Raw genomic sequence first — 18,481 nt, 5'->3', positions numbered from 1 at the left:
GATGAGGTTTATTTTAACCCTGGGCCAAGGCCACACGGCAAAACATTCGATTATTGTTGTTTTATGACTTTTAGACCATTCGACTGTTTGACTTTTCCCGACCTTTCTAGACTTTGTTTCTTACCAACTCCTTATTAATTGCTTTCACCAAAGCAGGTCCTTCGTAAATAAAGCCGGTGTAAATTTGCACAAGCGAAGCTCCAGCTTCTAATTTTTCCAAAGCATCCTCTTTTGTTAGGATACCTCCAACACCAATAACAGGAATTTTCCCGCCGGATTTTTCATGTATGTATCGAATCACTTGCGTAGATCTTTCACGAAGTGGTTGTCCGCTTAATCCGCCGGCACCAACTTGTTTTATTCTGCTTTCCGGATACGACAATCCTTCCCGTGAAATGGTTGTGTTTGTCGCAACAATGCCATCAATTTTAGTTTCCTGAACAATTTCGATGATATCATCCAATTGTGAGTTGTTAATATCCGGTGCAATTTTTAAAAGGACAGGCTTCGTTTTTTCTTTGTTTCTGTTTACCTCCATAATTTCATTCAAAAGCCTCTTTAAAGGTTCTTTTCCCTGCAGTTCTCTCAGATTAGGAGTGTTGGGAGAACTTACGTTTACTACAAAGTAATCTACATAAGGATATAAGGCATCAAAACACTTTAAGTAATCATCAGTAGCTTCCTCGTTAGGTGTATTTTTATTTTTGCCAATATTTCCACCAATTATTATATTGGTTCTTTTTTTCCGCAAGCGTTCAACAGCCTCTTCAACACCTTCATTGTTAAATCCCATACGGTTTACCAATGCTTTATCATTAACAAAACGAAACAAACGAGGTCTTGGATTTCCTGGCTGTGCTTTTGGAGTAAGTGTTCCAATTTCAACAAATCCAAAGCCCATACTTCCTAAAAAATCGAAAGCTTCTGCATTTTTATCCAATCCTGCGGCCAAACCAACGGGGTTTGGAAATTTTAAGCCAAAAAGCTCCCTTTCAAGGGATGAGCTTTCAACTCTAAACTGCGCAGAAACAATAGAACGGATAATTTTCGATTTCTGGAAAGCCTTAAAACAGGTAAATGTAAATCTGTGAATTGTTTCAGGATTGAACTGAATTAAAAAGGGGCGTATCAATAATCGGTATAAACTCATCTAAATATAAATTTTAAACAAAGATAGTAAGGAATATGAATAGAAAAAGAGTTTTAAGTCTTAATTGTTTGTTTATGATGAGAAATTACCTGGCAAATAACAGTATGATAATTAGTCAACATAACTTTTTTTTTAATGATTATTTTTATACTTTCGTAGTCGTTTTGAAAATACCTCCTGTAATTGGGAGTTAATTAAGCTAAAAAACAATAAGAAATTACAGAAGTATGATGATTAAAAATGATTTTGAAAGCTGGTTGAAATCATCCGCGGGTAAATTTGTAGTGATCTACACGAAAGGTCATTCTACAGAAAGGATGAAGAATTTTCTTAATGTATTACGAGCTTTATTCGTACTGATTGCTATATGTTGTATACTAGTATTGCTAAGCGGGAATTTTATAAATATTGGTCAGGTGATAGGAAAGGATTTAGGGATGGAAAGCATTCAGGAAATTGTTACCAAAAGTCCGGGTTTATTTAATTTGCTGCTATGGCTTTCTACCTTGTTTTCATTACTAAGTTTATGGATAATGAAGATGCTTAGGAGCAGTAGAAAGCATATTGCTGAATTTTACTATTTTTGGGATAGGCATATTGAATCCGGCAGAAAATTATTGAAGGAAAATTCGTAACTAGTTTAGTTTTTTTGTTTTCACTTTGGTTAAGTTATTAATAGGCAAACACACTATGAATTTATTAAAAGAAATACATTTAAATCAGTTTCAGTTAAATATATTATTGGACGAAGAAGAGAAAGAAGCCTATCGCTATATTGTGCAGGAAGGTACTTACTGTGTTCATTGTAAGGCTGTATGCGTTGAAGGAGTTGAGGTGAGGGAAAATATTCTTAATGATATGAATGATATTTTAATCAAAGGGGTTTGTAAAAAGTGCGAAGGTTATGTAAGCCGCTTTATTGAATACGGAGAATTTGAAGATTTTGTTGAAAGAGCAAATTCATTTCGTAAAGCAATAGGAGAATAAAATAATAAACGATAAGCTATATGGTTTATCATACAAAATATAAAAGAATCCAGACTGGTTGAAAACAGGTCTGGATTTTTTTTTGAATAAATTATTAGCTTGTAAGTTGAGTTGAATCTTATACAGCGAGTTTATTCTTCTTCATAAAGCAGAATAAAAAAATATACTTTATTAAATAGGAAAAACTAAGTTCGATAATGCTGGTTTTTTATCAAAAAATGCTTTGTTTTGTAGCCTTGAACTAAAAAATAATAATCATGATTAGAAAATATCTACGTCTTATAATTGCTGGAATCTTATTTTTAGGATCTATCGCTCTTTTTATTAATAGTTTAGTGTCTTCGGGAATATGGATTCTTTTACTTTCCGGATTGTTTGTATTAAGCTATTTTAAAAATGAAATGAACCTTCTTGCATTTTATTTTGTTCGAAAAAATAAGTTTGAGTCTGCAGGTAAGGTATTAGCAAAGGTAAAGCATCCCGAAAGGATGATTGAAAGTCAGGAAGCATATTACTATTATCTTTCCGGTTTGGTTGAAGCACAAAAGCAAAAAAATGCACAGGCTGAAAAACATTTTAAGAAAGCCTTGGAAACTGGTCTTCGTTTGAAAACTGATCAGGCAGTTGCTAAATTAAATTTGTCAGGAATAGCTCTCTCGAAACGAAACAAGAAACTGGCAACATATTATTTACAGGATGCCAAAAAACTGGACAAACAAAAAATGTTGACGGCACAAATCAGAGAAATAGAAGGCATGCTGAAACGCATCTAAGTTTTTCTTTACTCAGATTTTAGAATAATTCGATTGCAAATGATATAATTAGACCTGACAGATTTTCAAAAATCTGTCAGGTTTTTTGTTGAAGAATATTTCGATTTTTTTTAGACTGCGTCAACTCCAATCAATTGAATATCGAAGATAAGAACCGTTCCGGCAGGGATGAATCCAAAATCGGTATTTCCGTATGCTAAATGCGAAGGGATGAATAAGATTCCTTCACCTCCTTCTTTAAAATATTGGATTCCTTCTGTCCAGCCTGCAATAACATCTGCCATATTAATTTCCAGTCTTTCATTTTGATCGAAGGTATTGCCATCGGTAAAATAGCCAATGTAGCTGATCGTAATGTTTGAAGTGCAGGTGGGATGCTCGCCTTCTCCTTCTTTGGATATGTGGTAATATATGCCGGAATCGCTTTTTTGGGCTTCCAGTTTATTGTCAGCAAGATAGGCTGTAATTTCTTCGTCGTTTTTATGCCGGAAATTGCGTTTCGTCATCTTTTTTTGAAAATTTGGTGAGTACAAAAATAGATAATTCTAATCTTGTTTTGCATTACAAAGCCACTTTCGTGATCTTGATTCTTACCATTGAATAGAAATACATACAAAACAATCAAGGCAACCGAAAAGGGAATAGTCTTTATCAGGGAATTTAAATCTATCTTTGTACGCCATTAAGAAACGAAAGAAGAAAAGTGTCTCTTACTGGCAATAGATTATTCCAGCATGGTAATCCCGAAAGCTTTTGTGACCATATGGAACTAAAAAAACAAATTATAAACAGATGAAACGAGCCATGAGAAGACTTTTCTCACACACGAGGATGACTAAGTTGGTGAGTTCTCCCGAAACAAGTTCGGGACAGGCTATGTGGCAATAAAAAACAAATTTAGACATATAAAACGTCCATGTATAAAGCTTTCTATACACAGGGAAATGATTATTCCAGCATGGTAATCCCGAAAGCTTTCGGGACCATCTGACAAAAACTTAAAATTATAAACAGATGAAAGATCTTTCCAAAATAGAAAAGATAAACAAAGTAGTTGAAGAATATTTTAACTCGAATGCTTCACTTACAATAGTACCGGTAAAAGATTTGATGCCAGCCTTTATTAAAGCCGGAATTTTTGCAAAAGATGTGAAAAAAGGATTGCCAATTCGCTTAATCCTTAGGGAACTAGATGCCGAAGATCAGTTAGCTTTAATACCTTTTGTTCATGCCGAAAGACATGGAGAACATACTTATTGGTATTTTGTTCCGGCCAATGCACCTGCTCCGGATGCACCCTACAAACAGGAAAAAAAGAAGCCGGAAAATGATCCGATAGCCATTCGTTTAAACAGTGATGAAACCTATGTTATTGCTTTATGCGATAAAGTTTTATCGTTAACATCGGATCGTCAAAAACGATTTGATTTCCTTTTGGGAGATCTGCATAAAAATGGGAAAAAACAAACCATGTTGCCTGTAGATGCTTATTATGAAGAATTGCAATTGGTGATTGAATACAAAGAAATACAGAATTTTAGACCTGTTGCCGGCTTTGACAAAAACAACGACGAGGACGAGGAAGAAGAAGAAAAAACAAAGACTGTGTCGCGAGAAGAGCAACGAAGAATATACGATGAACGAAGAGCTAAAGTTCTTCCAGAGAATGATATCTCTTTGGTCGTAATTTCTTATTCTGATTTTGAGTACGACGATAAAAATAAAATTATCCGCAACGAAGAAAACGATCTGAAAATAGTGCAAAAAGCATTGAAAGGTTTTTGTTAGTAAAAGATAAAATGAGTTGAATTGTTAATCCTCCTTGAAATAGGGGGATTTTTTTTATCTCTTCTTTTTATAGAAAAGACACTACTTCTAATACATGTCGAAAGGATAGAGTTTATTTTGTCAGGTATTTTCTTTTGATTTTATCTGTAAAAAAATCATTATAAATGGGGATTTCACATAACATTTGGATGAGCTATTTTTGTCAAGAAGAATGTATAATAATTTAGATCGTGATTATGCTATTCACAAAACTCAATAAAAACGTATAAAAAAGAAGTAGATGGTTGCTTTTACAAAAAACAGTAAAATGGCAGAGGTGATCTTAAGAGATTATCAGTTGCTACCCATTATATCTCGATTTGGAATAAAATTAGGATTCGGTAATAAGAGCATTGAAGAGATTTGTACAGATCGGAATGTAGATCTTCCATTCTTTTTAGAAATATTAAATTCTTATCACAGTATTGATTATTTCCCGGAAAATCATTTGTGCGATTTTAAAGCCGATGTTATGGTTTCCTATTTAACCAATACTCATTCTTACTATTTAAATTCAAAAGTACCGCATATAGAGCTATTTATTGATCGGATGGATCAGACAGCTCAATTTGAGAATAGTAGAAATGTTGCTTTGTTAAAACAGTTTTTTAATGAGTATAAAATTGATATCGAACATCATTTTAGTGAAGAAGAAAAAAATGTATTTCCTTATGTACTCGCTTTAGAAAAAGCCTTAAAATCAAATAATTGTTCACCGCAATTAATAGAAAAAATAAAACGTGAACCAATAGAGATATATGAACGTAACCACGAAAGTCTTGAAGTGAAACTGGCTGATATGAAAAATCTAATCATAAGGTTTTTGCCCCCTTTACATTGTGAAGACGATTGTGAACATTTACTTACAGAATTATTTCAACTGGAATGTGATATTGAGGATCACACAAGAATGGAAGAGAAAGTATTAATTCCTAAAGTTAAAATGTTAGAACGTAAAGTACTTGAGTATTATGGAGTTTGAGGATAAAAAAATACAAACAGTAATTGCTTCTGACCAATACTTGGTTCGACTAGGAGTTAAAACACTTTTAAATGTGATTGGAATAGAATCGGATTTATACGAAGCAGATAGTTTTGTGGAGTTGGAACGACTTGTGAATGATGTTCCGGATTTAAATTATTTAATTCTTAGTGAAGATCTTTTACCCAAACAAAAGCAAGATTGTTTAAAAGGTATTAAAGGTTCTTGTAGTTTTTGTAAGGCAATAATAATTGGTCAGCAAAAAATACCAAATTGCGTATTTGAGCATTTTATTCTCCATTCTTATAACAGAAAACAGGTGGTTGAAAAATTACAACTCTTCTTTCAAGAGTCGGACTCCACTTTTGGAAATCATGATTCTGGTACTTTAAGTGATCGGGAGATTGATGTTTTAAAGGCGGTAGCTTTAGGTTATTCAAATAAAGAAATTGCTGATCAATTGTTTATTTCCATCAACACGGTGATTACTCATCGGAAAAATATTACCCAAAAATTAGGAATAAAAACTATTTCAGGATTAACAGTCTATGCCTTAATGAATCATATTATTAAAGCTGAGGAAGTAAGGTGATTAGAACTTATTAGCAAGAAATGTTGATGGCGATATTGTAAGTGTTAGATAATTAGCCTTGTATAATGTTTTCGGGGTTTCGTTAAAATCATAATTAATAGCTATTGCAAGAGGTTTTCCGGGAATATATATTAATAATAAATAAAAATAAAAGATGCAGAATGTTGGAATTTTTTACGGTTCATCAACCGGTAATACAGAATCAGCAGCAAAATTAATTCAGAAAGAATTAGGAGAAGATAAAGCGGTGATTTTTGATGTTTCAGAAGCCAAGTCTAGTGATGTTGAGCAATTTAATAATCTTATTTTTGGCACGTCAACCTGGGGAACCGGCGATTTACAGGATGATTTTGAATGCTTTTTAGCTGAGTTGTTGAATTCGAATTTAGCAGGAAAAAAAATTGCTCTGTTTGGACTGGGTGATCAGTGTTCTTACTCCGATTCATTTGTTGATGGATTGGGGGAAATTTATGAACTTCTGGAAGATAAAAATTCTGAATTAATTGGTAAAACATCAATTGAAGGATACGAATATGATGCTTCAAAAGCAGAAAAAGAAGGTCAATTTGTTGGATTAATTATAGATGAGGATAATCAAAGCGAATTAACAAGTAAAAGAATAAAATCCTGGGTTGAACAAATTGGCTCTCAATTCAATTGAAGAAAATGAAAATTACTTGCTTGGATTATAAAACTGCTGACATGCAGATACTGCTTCATCATGTATACGAGTATAAAAAAGGATTAAGAAGCCTCGTTTTACACACGATGAATAGTAAAGAAAAAGATAAAACAGAAGAGTTGTTAATTCGAAAGGGGATTAATTATTTTTTGCATACGGTTAACGAAAATAAGATTAATGTTTTTTTTGGTAAAGAGGAGTGTATTCAGATTATTTTGTCATTTGGTGAAAAATCTTTATCTCATTTTTCTGATGAGGAGGATTTTATTCTTGGTATTATGCTTGGCTACGACAGAACTCTGCAATATGAAAGATACATGAAACGAAAAGGGATTGTCACACCAATTACAAACTCCAGACAAGTAGGTTAAAAGATTTTCTTTTGCTGCTAATTCAATACTCACTTTAGATAATCCGATTATTCTTTAGTGAGTATTTTTTTTATGAACTAGAGTACTGATTGATTTGTTATCATTAATAATGATTAGCATGAAAGAAATCATCAGTTCCGGCATTTTCACATAAACTAAAATGCGAAATAATACTGATTTCAAACCTTTGTTAATTTAACAACATTTTTTACAGGTAAAAAGGATCTCTATTAAATATCATCATTTTTAATGATTTACTTATGTTTTATTCATACTTAGTTTTATTTGTCTAAATAAAAGAGAATCTGTTCCAATCATTTAAAATTTTAATTATTATGTCAGTAAAATTTGTAGTAAGAGAAAAGGGGAATCCAAGTAAGCCTACTGAACCTAAAAAATGAAATGTGATAATTGTGGTGAGTGCGTACCATATTGTCCTGTAGGGGCTATTTATGACATTAACTCTGGTGGCACACCTCTTGGAGGGGGAGATCCTATAGGTAATCCTAAATTGTATACTCCTGTACCTAATGACAGTTTAGCGGACACTAACATGTCTAAGATTATGACTACTCAAATACAGGGTTTGTGTGTTGTTTCTATTATGGGTTATTTAGGTGATAATTTATGTGATGGAGGAGTAACTCAAGATGCAGCAGCTTTTTACTATATGCAATTATCTGGTAATGTTGATATAACTCAAGGTGTTGAGTTACAGTACATGGATGATTTAGTGAATCATTATTTTTATACGCATAACTTTGGTAGTTTTACTAACACAATTGATCAGGGATATGTTGTTATGACAGATATGGCAACCAGTCAGTCCAATGTATTTCACAATGTTGTTATTGTTGGTTATAAGTACAATGGTTATTTAATTTATATGGATCCTGAAGTTGGTAAATGGATGGAAGCTCATCCTGGTTATTTTAATAACAACTATAATTTTGTAATTAGTGGATGTAAATAATTGATTATTATGAGAAAGCATTTTATTTTATTGATTTTAGTATTGGTTGGTTTAAATAGTTTTGGCCAATCCGTGAAGGAATTACTTGAGAATGGTCATCGATGGCAAGTTGACAGTGTAGAAATTACTTACGGTCATAAATTCATATCTGATAGTGTATTTACGTATATTAATGATATTGATGCTATTAAATCAGTTTACTATTTAAGTGATTTTGTACCAACAGTTTTCAATTGTGATAATATTGGTAAGAGAGTTGATGGTAAGTATATTATTATTTCCTCTCGTACGGTGAAGGGTTCTAACGGCTCGATAAGGAATCACAGGGATTCACCTGATAAGATAAGTTCAGTTTGGGAAATCGTTAGTATTTCTAGGGATAAAGTTGAAATAATGGGTTTTAAAAAGAAAACAAAATTTTCGATGACAGTGAAACGTGTTAATGAATAAAATATAATTACGCCCTCAGGGCGTTTTTCATATATTCACATTCATGATAAACACCCAATTAAAAGACATGAAACTTTAAATATATCGCAAGTGCAGAGACATATTTAATTTGACAATGAAAACAAAGACTTGTGGATGTGGTTAAACTTTTGGTAGATTGTATCTTGTGATGATGATCATGACAATGTTTTACCAAATGTTGATAAAAAAGAATCCACTCAATTAAATTTTGCTTTGAAAGTTAAACAAACGCGTAAGAATATTTTTGAGCGAATGGAGTTTGAAATGAATCCCAATGCGGGACATTCTTACAATGAACTTTATGATACTTATGACTCTATTGAATGGCATGTTGATACAAAGGGGAAAACTAAAGTTTTTGAATGGGGGCATACCGTATACTCATGGTCTTATAATTTCTTCGTGCCAGGTAAGTTTGATACATTTTTAATAGGCTATAAAGATGAAGATAAATTTTATAGCGATACTACTGCCATAGAAGTCACAAACTACAGAGAATTTTTGAGCTATTATTGGTCAGAAATTAAAGGTTCAATCGGACATGGAACAGGTTACTTTACCATGTTCCCAAATATGCTTCGATTTACTACCTATCAAGATAAACATGATGATGTGCCATCTGTTACCTTTGGGATAGGAGATGAAGATGAAATCCATGAGCATATCTTTTTGGATTTTATGAAAGAATTGTATTCTGATCCGGATTACACACTTGAAGACGAAGAACTTTTAATGGAGAAATACAATGAATTGTTTCATTATAAAAAAGATGATGCGAGTCCAACAAACATGTGGATTACCTCTAATTCCCGAATAGCGTTGCTTAAATGTCATGTGGAAAGATATGATTACACTTATTATGAGGTGTATGCTGAACCGAATAAATAATTAATGCTATTTTCTTTATAGTTGTATATGAAAGTCCCTGTTGGATTAAGCTCTCGCTGGGATTTTTATTAAATCATCATAAACAATGAGTAACCTCAGGTAATATCATTATTTATGAGGATTGTGCAGACTTGTAATCCAATATACCTTTGTCCCACTTATTAAGAGTAAATCTTAATAAGAAGATGAAAGCCCATGAATAAAGGGCTAACTAATGGCAAAAAATGTTGGATTGACATGAAATTAAGTTCTCTTATTGTATTGTTTGTGCTTGGCATAACATTTATACCTTCACAAGCTATTTCTCAAACACACCCAGCTGTAAAGGGCAGGCTTGTGGCAAAAGAATCGGGCAAACCCATTGCTTTTGCAACGGTTGTGCTGAAAGAATCATTAAAATGGTCAACCACCAATTTAAATGGAGAGTTTAGCATTGACAATGTACCTAATGGAGAATATACCATTATGGTTTCGTGCTTGGGGTACCAAAAAATACAAGATACCATTTCACTTACAGCACAAAGAAAGCCATTCACATTGCAAATGAGTGTAGAATCGCAGGATTTATCAGAGGTAATTGTAATTGCGGAAGAATCGAGAGAGAACGGAACATCTTCCACCATTAAGAAAGAGGCCTTAAAACATCTACAGCCTTCCAGCTTTGCAGATATTTTGGAATTGCTTCCCGGAGGCGTAAGCCAAAAGAATTCGATGACCACGATGAAATTGATTTCATTGAGAGAGCCTGGTAGTGCCTCTAGCTTTAGTAATGATTCATATGATTATAATTCATCCTTTGGAACATCATTTGTGATTGACGGACAGGCAATTTCCAATGATGCAGAATTGCAAAATGTAACCGGATCTTATAGTTCAGATCGTTACATAAGGCGACGAAATACGACTGGTAAAGGTATTGATATGAGATTGATCTCTACAGATAATATTGAATCTGTAGAAATTGTTCGAGGAATTCCTTCTGTAAAATATGGGGATCTCACCAGTGGTTTGGTCAATATCACACGGGCTTATAAAGCAAAGCCCTTGACTGCAAGAATTAAAGCAGATCCAGGTTCTAAATTGTTCTCGATAGGAAAAGGTGTGAATTTGGGAGGAAGTAAAAGCTTGAATGCCGATATTGATTATTTGGATTATAAATCCGATCCCAGAAATCCGAAGGTAAATTACAGTAGAATAACTGGATCAGTGCGTTATGGAAGCAGATCAGAATCCGAAAATGGCTTATTTACTTTTAATGCAAATATTGATTATACTGGATCGTTTGATGAAACTAAGAAAGACCCGGAGATAGACCTACCAGAAACTGATAAGTATAAGAGTAAATACAATAAAGTGAGTGCAGGTACCACTCTTTCATGGCAGTCTTATAAATCTTCAATCTTTAAAGGAATTGAGGCTAGAGTCAATGGTAGTTACACACACAATCAAAAGGTCATAGATAAGTCGGTACTGGGAAATAATACACCCATCATGACCAATAGAGAGGAAGGAGAATTTTACAGTGAGTATTTGCCCTCATCCTATTTGTCTCACCTTGTGGTTGATGGCAAACCTATTTATTTGTTTGCAGATGTTTCATCGGATTTCCAATTGGATATTTTCAATGTAAAGCAAAACATTCTAATCGGAGCAGAATGGAGATACAACAAAAACTTTGGAGATGGAGAGGTGTATGACGTAAACCGTCCATTGTATCCAGGAAATGGCAGATCAAGGGTTTCAAAAGATATTCCTTCTATTCAACGACTGTCATTCTATATGGAAGATAAGTTAAGTATTCCTATTGCGAATCACAGGTTAAATCTACAAGGGGGTGTAAGAGCAACACAGGCCTTGAATATGGCATCGGATTATGCTCTCTCAGGGAAACTCTATTTCGATCCCAGAGCTAACATGAGATGGCGCTTTCCTAAGTTCAATTTATTTAATAGAAGTGGATATGTTGAGTTAACTGGTGGATATGGGATGCATACCAAATTCCCAGGGCTGACACACCTATATCCAGATATGCTTTATCTCGATATCGTTCAGCTAAATTATTTTTCTCAAAATAAAGATTTAAGACAAGTACAGTATAAAACCAAAATGATTGATCCAATCAATTATCAGTTGAAACCCAATAGAAATGAAAAGTTTGAATTTGGATTTAATTTAAAATTGGGAAAGGCCAGAGCTTATGTAACAGCATATCACGAATTGCTTAAGAATGGATTTAAGCGATTGGGATATTACGAAACAATGGGTTTTAAATTATACGATGTATCATCAGGACCTCATCCCGATGAATTAAGTGGACCACCAACAGTAGAACAATTCGATTATGAATCAAGAAAAGAATTTATCTACTATAGTAAAAGAGCAAACGGCGCACGAGAAGAGAAAGTAGGTGTTGAGTATCAAATTGATTTGGGACAAATTGATGCCATACACTCAAGGGTCTCAATTAATGGTGCTTGGATGAGAGCTAAATACGATTTAAGCGATGCAACTTACAAACACCCAAGTACAGTAATCGATGGAAAGGATTATCCATACATAGGATATTACAACTGGGACAGAGGGAAAGAATATGAACAGTTCAATACCAATTTTAGAGCGGATACTCATATTGAAAAATTTGGTTTAATGTTCTCAACAGCCATACAGTGTATGTGGTATCATCAATTTAGATATAATCCTCATGATGGTATGCCTGAGTATTATTTTGATATGGATGGAAATCAGTTTGAATACAATGAATCACACACAACAGATCCGTTATTGCGATTCTTATATCACAAACCAAGTCCAAATGACTTTGACTTGTATAAAACTCCTATTGGTATTGATGTGAATCTTACCGTATCAAAGAGCATAGGTGATCAGATGGAACTATCCTTTTATGTAAATAGAATTTTAGATTATCATCCGGATTATACGCGTAGTGATGGCACTAAAGTAACTCGAAAAGTATCTCCATACTTTGGAATGGAACTTAATATTAATCTTTAAATAATAATAAAAAATGAAAAAACTGATATTCGGTTTAAGCCTTTTAATGGTAGTATCCTTGTTCTCTTGCAGCGATGATGATGATCCAATATTGCAATCAGATTTGAATTTGGTGTTGAATCCACCTGCAAAACTAAAGGCACCAACATTTAAGAATGGTACGGTAACTGTTACTAATGTTAATTCCGGAGAAGAAATTTCCAAGGATTTATATGGATTCATGCTTCCAACATTGAACCTGGAAGATGGTCTTTACAATTTTACTGTAGAAGCCGAAGTGGATTATTTTACTAGAGATGTTGATGATAAAATAATTTATGCTACCACGGGGATTAGAGGCTTTAGCGAGAATGTTGAAGTTACAGGAGGATCTTTCGATCTTACTATCGACTTATTTGAGTACAGAAAGAATACCAGTTTTGTGATTTCAGAAATCTTCTTCAGTGGAACAAAAACACCAGAAGGAAAACAGTATAATGATGATAAATACTTTGAAATTTATAACAATACGGATAAAATCTTATATGCTGATGGTTTATGTATTGCGGAATCTGAACTAAATACAGCTCAGTCATTGAATGAATATACTCCTGATGTACGAAAAGAATATACACCTGTTAGTTCAGTTTATAGAATTCCCGGATCAGGAAAAGAATATCCTGTTGAACCTGGAAAATCTATTATTGTATGTGACGTAGCCATTGATCACTCTGCTGAGAATGCGAATTCATTTGATTTATCGATTGCAGATTTTGAATGGTTCGATGGTGCTGATGTTGATGTAGACGTACCGGAAGTTCCTAATATGGAAAAAATGGTTTCTACTTCAGCTTCTGTTTGGGGACTTCACAATCGTGGATTTACTTCTTATGTGATCTTTAAGATGGATGATATGACACCAGAGAAATTTAATACTGATAACGCTTACCACTATCAATATACTTTTGTATGGGGTGACTTTGTGAAAGTTATGGATTTTGATGCTTGGAAAGTTCCAAATAATATAATTATCGATGCAGTAGAATGTTCTACTGTTTCTGATTACGAATGGAAAGCTCTCGATCCATCATTAGACCTTACCTGGACTCATGCTGGTGACGGGGATGATGCTCGTTACGGAAAATGTGTGAAGCGTAAGGTAAGTCACAAAGAAGGTAATCGTATTGTTTTATTGGATACCAACAACTCAGAATTCGACTTTATTCCTACTGCTGATCCTACACCAGGTATAATCGAAGAGGAATAATCCAATATTAACCTTAAAGAAGATCCGTTGGACTTGTCTCTGAGGGTCTTCTTTAATTTTATTGTTTACATGCTAACACAAAAGTTAAAATCCATTCTTGGAATTGTCATTCTCTTAAATTTAACAGCATCAGCATTTGCTCAAGATAGAAATGCGAATGCCGTTGATTTTGAAAAGGAATTAATTCAAATACAAAGTGGGATTTGGGATAATCCTGCTATGCTAGGTCATCAATACAATAAATCTTTTACCGATGTTTCTTTGGCTTGGAAACAGAGGAAAGCAAATGGCTTGTACAGAATTGAAACTGGAAACAAAACATCCTCAATTGATTTTGATGCTTATTCGTTTAAAAGACGTGAGAAAAACTTTGTGTTTGGAAGAGCAAGTTACAGCAAAAACAATATGGATAATATTAAATGGAATACAGTAAGCGATTACAGTGAATTGGCTCCATATATCGTGGCGGATACTATTGGTGGAAAAACGTACGGCGAAAATTATTCATTCGAAGGAATATACAGTCTGATTCAAAAGAAAAGTACTTATGCCCTTCAGGCCAAATATAGATCCTCAGAAGATTACAGAAAATTAGATCCACGACCAAAATCTACCGTTTCTGATTTAGAAATAAAATTAGGAGGTACAAGAGAAATCAATTCAAAATATATGATTGGTCTGTATGCAGGATATCATGATTATCAGCAAGATCATGAAGTAGATGCGTTGCGACCTGGTACAGGGATTAAAGTTTTTTATCTGAGAGGATTAGGTATTAGCGATGAGAATTTCTCAACGGTTGTAACCAATAGTGGAGGTGTTGGTAATATTTATGAAAAGAAAGGGTATTCACTGGGTACACAATTGATTCCTATTGGCCAAACAGGATGGTATCAGTCATTCTCATACAAAAAGTCGAAACTGGAATTATTAAAAATAGTTGGGACAGGCTATGATATTGTGAATGATTTAGATGCTAAGGAGTTTCAATTCACTTTAGGAAAGCAGTATCAGTTCACTAATAAAATATTCAAAATAAATTCTTTCGCATCTTATCAAAGTAAAACAGGGTCTGATTACAACTATAATTATAATAGACAACTTTTAAGTGTCATCGAAAAATATTCAGCCAAGTATCTAGATGGAGGTTTTACAAGTATTTTATTGGTAAGGGGTATTAAGCACAGTTCTTTGTATCAAATGGAAATTAAATACTCTTCTGATGAGTCAGAATATAAGATAGCTAATTCTAAAAATCCCAAACAAGAAGTAGAACATGTAACGCTTAGGCTAAATACAGGAAGAAACTTTCAGTTTAGTAAATCTAGCTTGAATATAAAACTCGAGGCATTAGCCCAATACTGCATTAATAGTGATTTAACAACTTCATCTTTGGCAAAAGGAAAGGCAAATGAAAGTTTGATTGTTCCAAACTATGAGTATTTAAAAAGTGATTGGCTGAGCTTGGCTTCGAATATTCGATACGATTTCGACACAAAAAATACTTATGGTATTTATACCAAACTAGCTTATCAATACATGATAATAGAAAATTCTAAATCACAATACAGTTTCAATTTTGCAATTGGATTAACACTTTAAACATATATTTTATGCAACAAGCTATTGTTGAATGCAAAAACCTAACTCACTATTACGGCAAACGCTGTATTTATGAGAATTTGAATTTTGAAATCCCGAAAGGACGAATTTTAGGATTATTAGGAAAAAATGGAACAGGAAAAACCACTACAATCAACATTTTAAACGGCTATTTACAACCACGAAGCGGAGAATGCTTAATGTTTGGCGAAAGCTCGGCAAACCTTTCACCAGAAACCAAACAAAAAGTTGGTTTATTAATTGAAGGGCATGTTCAATATTCTTTCATGAACATTTCGGAGATTGAGAAGTTTTATTCTGCCTTTTATCCCAAATGGAGAAAGGATGCTTACTATGAGTTAATGAAACTGCTGAAAATTGATCCCAAACAGAAAATATCCCGAATGTCGTGCGGACAAAGATCGCAAGTAGCCTTGGGGTTAATTCTGGCACAAGATCCAGAGCTTTTAATTCTCGATGATTTTTCGATGGGCTTGGATCCTGGTTACCGCATGTTGTTTGTTGACTATTTAAGTGAATATGCTAAAGCGGAAAATAAAACCGTTTTTGTCACCTCTCATATTATTCAGGACATGGAACGATTGATTGATGATTGTTTGATTATGGATTATGGTCGTATTGTGATGCAAAAGCCAGTTAGTGAACTTCTTGAGTCATTTAAACGATACAGATTTACATGCGAAAAGCCTGAGTTGTTGGACAATAGCAATCACATTTATAATTCAGTAAGCATTAAAGGGAAAACAGAACTTTATTCATTACTGTCGAAAAATGAATTGGAAAAATTACTAAGCGGTAATGTTAAGGTAACCAATTCTATACAGGAAGAAAGTTTGAGTTTAGAAGAGGCATTTATTGGATTAACCGGAAAATATTAAGAGATGATAAGAGCATTATTATTTAAAGAATGGAAAAAAACCAAATGGTTTGCCATAGGTGCATTTATTGCCGGAGTAATTCTTTTGACATATCTGTTTTTAAAACTAGGCAGGTCGTTTCGCATGGTAGGTTTAGAACATCTTTGGGATGTAATTGTAAACAGAGATCAGTTTCTATTCCGAGATTTAAAATTCTTTCCTCCTGCGGTCGGATTTTGTTTGGCTTTAGCACAGTTTGTTCCTGAAATGGTTCAAAAGCGAATCAAGTTAAGTTTACATCTGCCATTGTCCAATCGTAAAATTGTTTTCACAATGTTAGGATTTGGAATGACATTGCTGATGATAATTTTTGCGATGCACTTACTAATACTTCTGACATTCTCTGGAATTTATTTTCCTGTGGAAATAACCGCGAGCATGATATATACTTTACTGCCATGGTATATTGCCGGATTAGCGGCTTATGCAATGATGTCATGGATTTGTTTGGAGCCAAGTTGGAAACGAAGGATCTTCAATACTTTAATCATGTTTGCAAGCCTTCAATTGTTTTATCTGACCGATTTCCCCGGAGCATACAGTTTTGTAGTGGTAAGTGTTGTTATTATTCCATTTTATGTCTTACCGTTTGGCTACTTCTCGGTTCAACGTTTTAAAGTTGGAATTCAGGATTAATATGTTCGCTTTTAATAGATATAAAAAAAGCATGCGAAATTTAATGATTCAATTATTCACACAAGAGAGTGATTAAATATTCATGAGAGTAGTATGCTGCAACTGAGAAAATAGAAACGCATGAAAAATAGATATTCAATAAATTATTTAATAGTTATTTTAGGCACCCTGCTATTAGCATGGTTGTTGCCTAAATCTTATCATCTGGTTACCGATACAGCTTCAAAAAATATATTTACTTATTATAGTTCTGTTGACAAAGCTTTCTGCACCATCGATTTTGATGATAAGGAAGAACGTTTGATTCGCAAAAACATGAATACCAATAGAGTGTATTCTGAATCAGAATTCGACAGTATACTACCAATGTTTTATTCCAGACAATTAATGGCAGACGGAAGAATGCCAAAAAGTATTCATGGCAAGCTTATTAATCCAAGGGAAGTGAATTCTAAGAAATTCTTTTTTAAAGTAAATCCTACTGATAAAAATAAGCCGCACATTGGTCTTTATACTTTGTTTGAGTCCATGTCGGGACGAGTTAGAATTGAAATGCCTGGTGATGTTTTTCGTTTAAATTCTAAAATTGAGTTTATCAATCCCGAAACCAATCGGGTAAATGAAGAAAAAAGTCAATGTTTTAATAAGATTTTTGAGAAAAGGGGTTTCCGATTTCCTGCTAAAATGGCAGCGGGTAATCCATCAACCAGAAAAGCCTACGATGAAGGCTATTTTATTATCGATAATGACGATCAGATTTTCCACTTAAAAATGGTGAATGCAATGCCTTTTTTGAGGAAAGTTTCTTTACCTGCAGGTGTAGTTCCGGAATACATTGCAACAATGGAACCAGACGACAGAAGCTTTTATGCCTTTGTATTTGATACAAATAAAAGGCTCTACATTATCACAACTGAAGCTTACAAACTACAGGAAATTCCAACATCAGCTTTCGATATCAATAAAGATCAATTGTTGATTATGGCAAATCCTTTGTTCTGGAATGTCAATGTAATATCATCGAAAGGGAAAACAGTTTTAGCTCTTAATGCAGATACAAAACAGGTGGTTGATGAAGTAACATTTAAGCAGGATATTACAGAATCTGCTTATAGTAAATTTATTTTACCATTCGCAGTTGGATTTACAAATGCCAATACCAAATACATCAAACCTATGGTTTATTTTGGATCTTATTGGGTATTACTAACCAATTTACTATTGACATTGGTATTTGTTTTCATTACGAGATATCGGAAACAAAAAATACAATTGTTTTCAGTGGTTTGGATTGCAATTACAGGTATTTATGGTTTTATCGCAAACATTATATTTAATCGTTAAACAATTT

General features: G+C 33.6%; 19 protein-coding genes and 1 pseudogene. 18 read left to right on the top strand and 2 right to left on the bottom strand.

The features are described 5' to 3' along the window. Positions 1–106: 106 nt before the first annotated feature. Entirely contained in the window at positions 107–1,150 is a 1,044-nt protein-coding gene (locus GQR60_RS14790; RefSeq protein WP_124993668.1) for a quinone-dependent dihydroorotate dehydrogenase, read from the bottom strand. A gap of 227 nt (positions 1,151–1,377) precedes the next feature. On the opposite strand from GQR60_RS14790, the gene GQR60_RS14785 reads away from it, so the two are divergent. The 3 genes from GQR60_RS14785 (at position 1,378) to GQR60_RS14775 (ending at position 2,910) form a co-directional block, all read left to right on the top strand. Then, positions 1,378–1,785, top strand: coding sequence for a hypothetical protein (locus GQR60_RS14785; protein ID WP_124993667.1), 408 nt, complete (start codon positions 1,378–1,380; stop codon positions 1,783–1,785). A gap of 55 nt (positions 1,786–1,840) precedes the next feature. Continuing rightward, positions 1,841–2,137: a hypothetical protein gene (locus GQR60_RS14780; protein WP_124993666.1), complete on the top strand. Its 297-nt coding sequence runs from the start codon at positions 1,841–1,843 to the stop codon at positions 2,135–2,137. Positions 2,138–2,394: 257 nt separating this feature from the next. Continuing rightward, positions 2,395–2,910 carry a DUF2892 domain-containing protein gene (locus GQR60_RS14775; protein ID WP_124993665.1) on the top strand — a complete coding sequence of 172 codons (516 nt, stop codon included), beginning with the start codon at positions 2,395–2,397 and terminating at the stop codon, positions 2,908–2,910. A gap of 110 nt (positions 2,911–3,020) precedes the next feature. Here GQR60_RS14775 and GQR60_RS14770 read toward each other — a convergent pair whose 3' ends face one another. After that, positions 3,021–3,416: an FKBP-type peptidyl-prolyl cis-trans isomerase gene (locus tag GQR60_RS14770; protein ID WP_124993664.1), complete on the bottom strand. Its 396-nt coding sequence runs from the start codon at positions 3,414–3,416 to the stop codon at positions 3,021–3,023. A gap of 508 nt (positions 3,417–3,924) precedes the next feature. Here GQR60_RS14770 and GQR60_RS19985 point away from each other — a divergent pair. From GQR60_RS19985 to GQR60_RS14700, 15 genes and pseudogenes are all read left to right on the top strand, one after another. After that, complete coding sequence (locus GQR60_RS19985; protein ID WP_191991629.1) at positions 3,925–4,698, top strand: hypothetical protein; 774 nt, start codon at positions 3,925–3,927, stop codon at positions 4,696–4,698. Between the two features lie 280 nt (positions 4,699–4,978). After that, positions 4,979–5,719: a hemerythrin domain-containing protein gene (locus GQR60_RS14760; RefSeq protein WP_124993663.1), complete on the top strand. Its 741-nt coding sequence runs from the start codon at positions 4,979–4,981 to the stop codon at positions 5,717–5,719. Then, complete coding sequence (locus GQR60_RS14755) at positions 5,709–6,311, top strand: helix-turn-helix transcriptional regulator (RefSeq protein ID WP_124993662.1); 603 nt, start codon at positions 5,709–5,711, stop codon at positions 6,309–6,311. The genes GQR60_RS14760 and GQR60_RS14755 overlap by 11 nt, the downstream gene beginning before the upstream one ends. 154 nt (positions 6,312–6,465) lie before the next feature. Then, entirely contained in the window at positions 6,466–6,972 is a 507-nt protein-coding gene (locus GQR60_RS14750; protein WP_124993661.1) for a flavodoxin, read from the top strand. A gap of 5 nt (positions 6,973–6,977) precedes the next feature. Then, entirely contained in the window at positions 6,978–7,364 is a 387-nt protein-coding gene (locus GQR60_RS14745) for a DUF2023 family protein (protein WP_225441430.1), read from the top strand. 397 nt (positions 7,365–7,761) lie between these two features. Further along, positions 7,762–7,818 (top strand): annotated as a pseudogene (locus tag GQR60_RS20425) (4Fe-4S binding protein); the annotation flags it as partial. A gap of 111 nt (positions 7,819–7,929) precedes the next feature. Then, positions 7,930–8,337: a C39 family peptidase gene (locus GQR60_RS14740; protein WP_191991630.1), complete on the top strand. Its 408-nt coding sequence runs from the start codon at positions 7,930–7,932 to the stop codon at positions 8,335–8,337. A gap of 9 nt (positions 8,338–8,346) precedes the next feature. Further along, positions 8,347–8,787 carry a hypothetical protein gene (locus GQR60_RS14735; protein WP_124993659.1) on the top strand — a complete coding sequence of 147 codons (441 nt, stop codon included), beginning with the start codon at positions 8,347–8,349 and terminating at the stop codon, positions 8,785–8,787. Between the two features lie 234 nt (positions 8,788–9,021). Further along, the gene (locus GQR60_RS14730) at positions 9,022–9,696 is read left to right on the top strand and encodes a hypothetical protein (RefSeq protein ID WP_124993658.1); all 675 of its coding nucleotides are present in this window, start codon (positions 9,022–9,024) and stop codon (positions 9,694–9,696) included. Positions 9,697–9,891: 195 nt separating this feature from the next. Beyond that, positions 9,892–12,708, top strand: coding sequence for a TonB-dependent receptor (locus GQR60_RS14725; protein WP_124993657.1), 2,817 nt, complete (start codon positions 9,892–9,894; stop codon positions 12,706–12,708). Between the two features lie 13 nt (positions 12,709–12,721). Beyond that, positions 12,722–13,954 carry a DUF4876 domain-containing protein gene (locus tag GQR60_RS14720; protein WP_124993656.1) on the top strand — a complete coding sequence of 411 codons (1,233 nt, stop codon included), beginning with the start codon at positions 12,722–12,724 and terminating at the stop codon, positions 13,952–13,954. Between the two features lie 69 nt (positions 13,955–14,023). After that, entirely contained in the window at positions 14,024–15,556 is a 1,533-nt protein-coding gene (locus tag GQR60_RS14715) for a DUF6850 family outer membrane beta-barrel protein (protein ID WP_124993655.1), read from the top strand. Between the two features lie 11 nt (positions 15,557–15,567). After that, positions 15,568–16,455 carry an ABC transporter ATP-binding protein gene (locus tag GQR60_RS14710; RefSeq protein WP_101308524.1) on the top strand — a complete coding sequence of 296 codons (888 nt, stop codon included), beginning with the start codon at positions 15,568–15,570 and terminating at the stop codon, positions 16,453–16,455. A gap of 3 nt (positions 16,456–16,458) precedes the next feature. Further along, positions 16,459–17,130 carry a hypothetical protein gene (locus tag GQR60_RS14705; RefSeq protein ID WP_124993654.1) on the top strand — a complete coding sequence of 224 codons (672 nt, stop codon included), beginning with the start codon at positions 16,459–16,461 and terminating at the stop codon, positions 17,128–17,130. A 120-nt stretch (positions 17,131–17,250) separates the two neighbouring features. Beyond that, positions 17,251–18,474 carry a DUF4857 domain-containing protein gene (locus tag GQR60_RS14700; protein ID WP_124993653.1) on the top strand — a complete coding sequence of 408 codons (1,224 nt, stop codon included), beginning with the start codon at positions 17,251–17,253 and terminating at the stop codon, positions 18,472–18,474. The last annotated feature ends 7 nt before the right edge of the window (positions 18,475–18,481 follow it).

This window comes from Labilibaculum euxinicum, from assembly GCF_009795715.1.
GTDB lineage: Bacteria > Bacteroidota > Bacteroidia > Bacteroidales > Marinifilaceae > Labilibaculum > Labilibaculum euxinus.
The sequence above is the reverse complement of the archived record's forward strand: the minus strand, read 5'-3'. Positions and strand labels throughout refer to the sequence as shown.

Coding starts and splice junctions, on each gene's coding strand:
- GQR60_RS14755 (WP_124993662.1), top strand. CDS start 5,709: ATGGAGTTTGAGGATAAAAAAATACAAACAGTAATTGCTTCTGACCAA.
- GQR60_RS14735 (WP_124993659.1), top strand. CDS start 8,347: ATGAGAAAGCATTTTATTTTATTGATTTTAGTATTGGTTGGTTTAAAT.
- GQR60_RS14710 (WP_101308524.1), top strand. CDS start 15,568: ATGCAACAAGCTATTGTTGAATGCAAAAACCTAACTCACTATTACGGC.
- GQR60_RS19985 (WP_191991629.1), top strand. CDS start 3,925: ATGAAAGATCTTTCCAAAATAGAAAAGATAAACAAAGTAGTTGAAGAA.
- GQR60_RS14760 (WP_124993663.1), top strand. CDS start 4,979: ATGGTTGCTTTTACAAAAAACAGTAAAATGGCAGAGGTGATCTTAAGA.
- GQR60_RS14745 (WP_225441430.1), top strand. CDS start 6,978: ATGAAAATTACTTGCTTGGATTATAAAACTGCTGACATGCAGATACTG.
- GQR60_RS14780 (WP_124993666.1), top strand. CDS start 1,841: ATGAATTTATTAAAAGAAATACATTTAAATCAGTTTCAGTTAAATATA.
- GQR60_RS14770 (WP_124993664.1), bottom strand. CDS start 3,416: ATGACGAAACGCAATTTCCGGCATAAAAACGACGAAGAAATTACAGCC.
- GQR60_RS14700 (WP_124993653.1), top strand. CDS start 17,251: ATGAAAAATAGATATTCAATAAATTATTTAATAGTTATTTTAGGCACC.
- GQR60_RS14785 (WP_124993667.1), top strand. CDS start 1,378: ATGATGATTAAAAATGATTTTGAAAGCTGGTTGAAATCATCCGCGGGT.
- GQR60_RS14740 (WP_191991630.1), top strand. CDS start 7,930: ATGACTACTCAAATACAGGGTTTGTGTGTTGTTTCTATTATGGGTTAT.
- GQR60_RS14750 (WP_124993661.1), top strand. CDS start 6,466: ATGCAGAATGTTGGAATTTTTTACGGTTCATCAACCGGTAATACAGAA.
- GQR60_RS14775 (WP_124993665.1), top strand. CDS start 2,395: ATGATTAGAAAATATCTACGTCTTATAATTGCTGGAATCTTATTTTTA.
- GQR60_RS14720 (WP_124993656.1), top strand. CDS start 12,722: ATGAAAAAACTGATATTCGGTTTAAGCCTTTTAATGGTAGTATCCTTG.
- GQR60_RS14705 (WP_124993654.1), top strand. CDS start 16,459: ATGATAAGAGCATTATTATTTAAAGAATGGAAAAAAACCAAATGGTTT.
- GQR60_RS14790 (WP_124993668.1), bottom strand. CDS start 1,150: ATGAGTTTATACCGATTATTGATACGCCCCTTTTTAATTCAGTTCAAT.
- GQR60_RS14725 (WP_124993657.1), top strand. CDS start 9,892: ATGAATAAAGGGCTAACTAATGGCAAAAAATGTTGGATTGACATGAAA.
- GQR60_RS14715 (WP_124993655.1), top strand. CDS start 14,024: ATGCTAACACAAAAGTTAAAATCCATTCTTGGAATTGTCATTCTCTTA.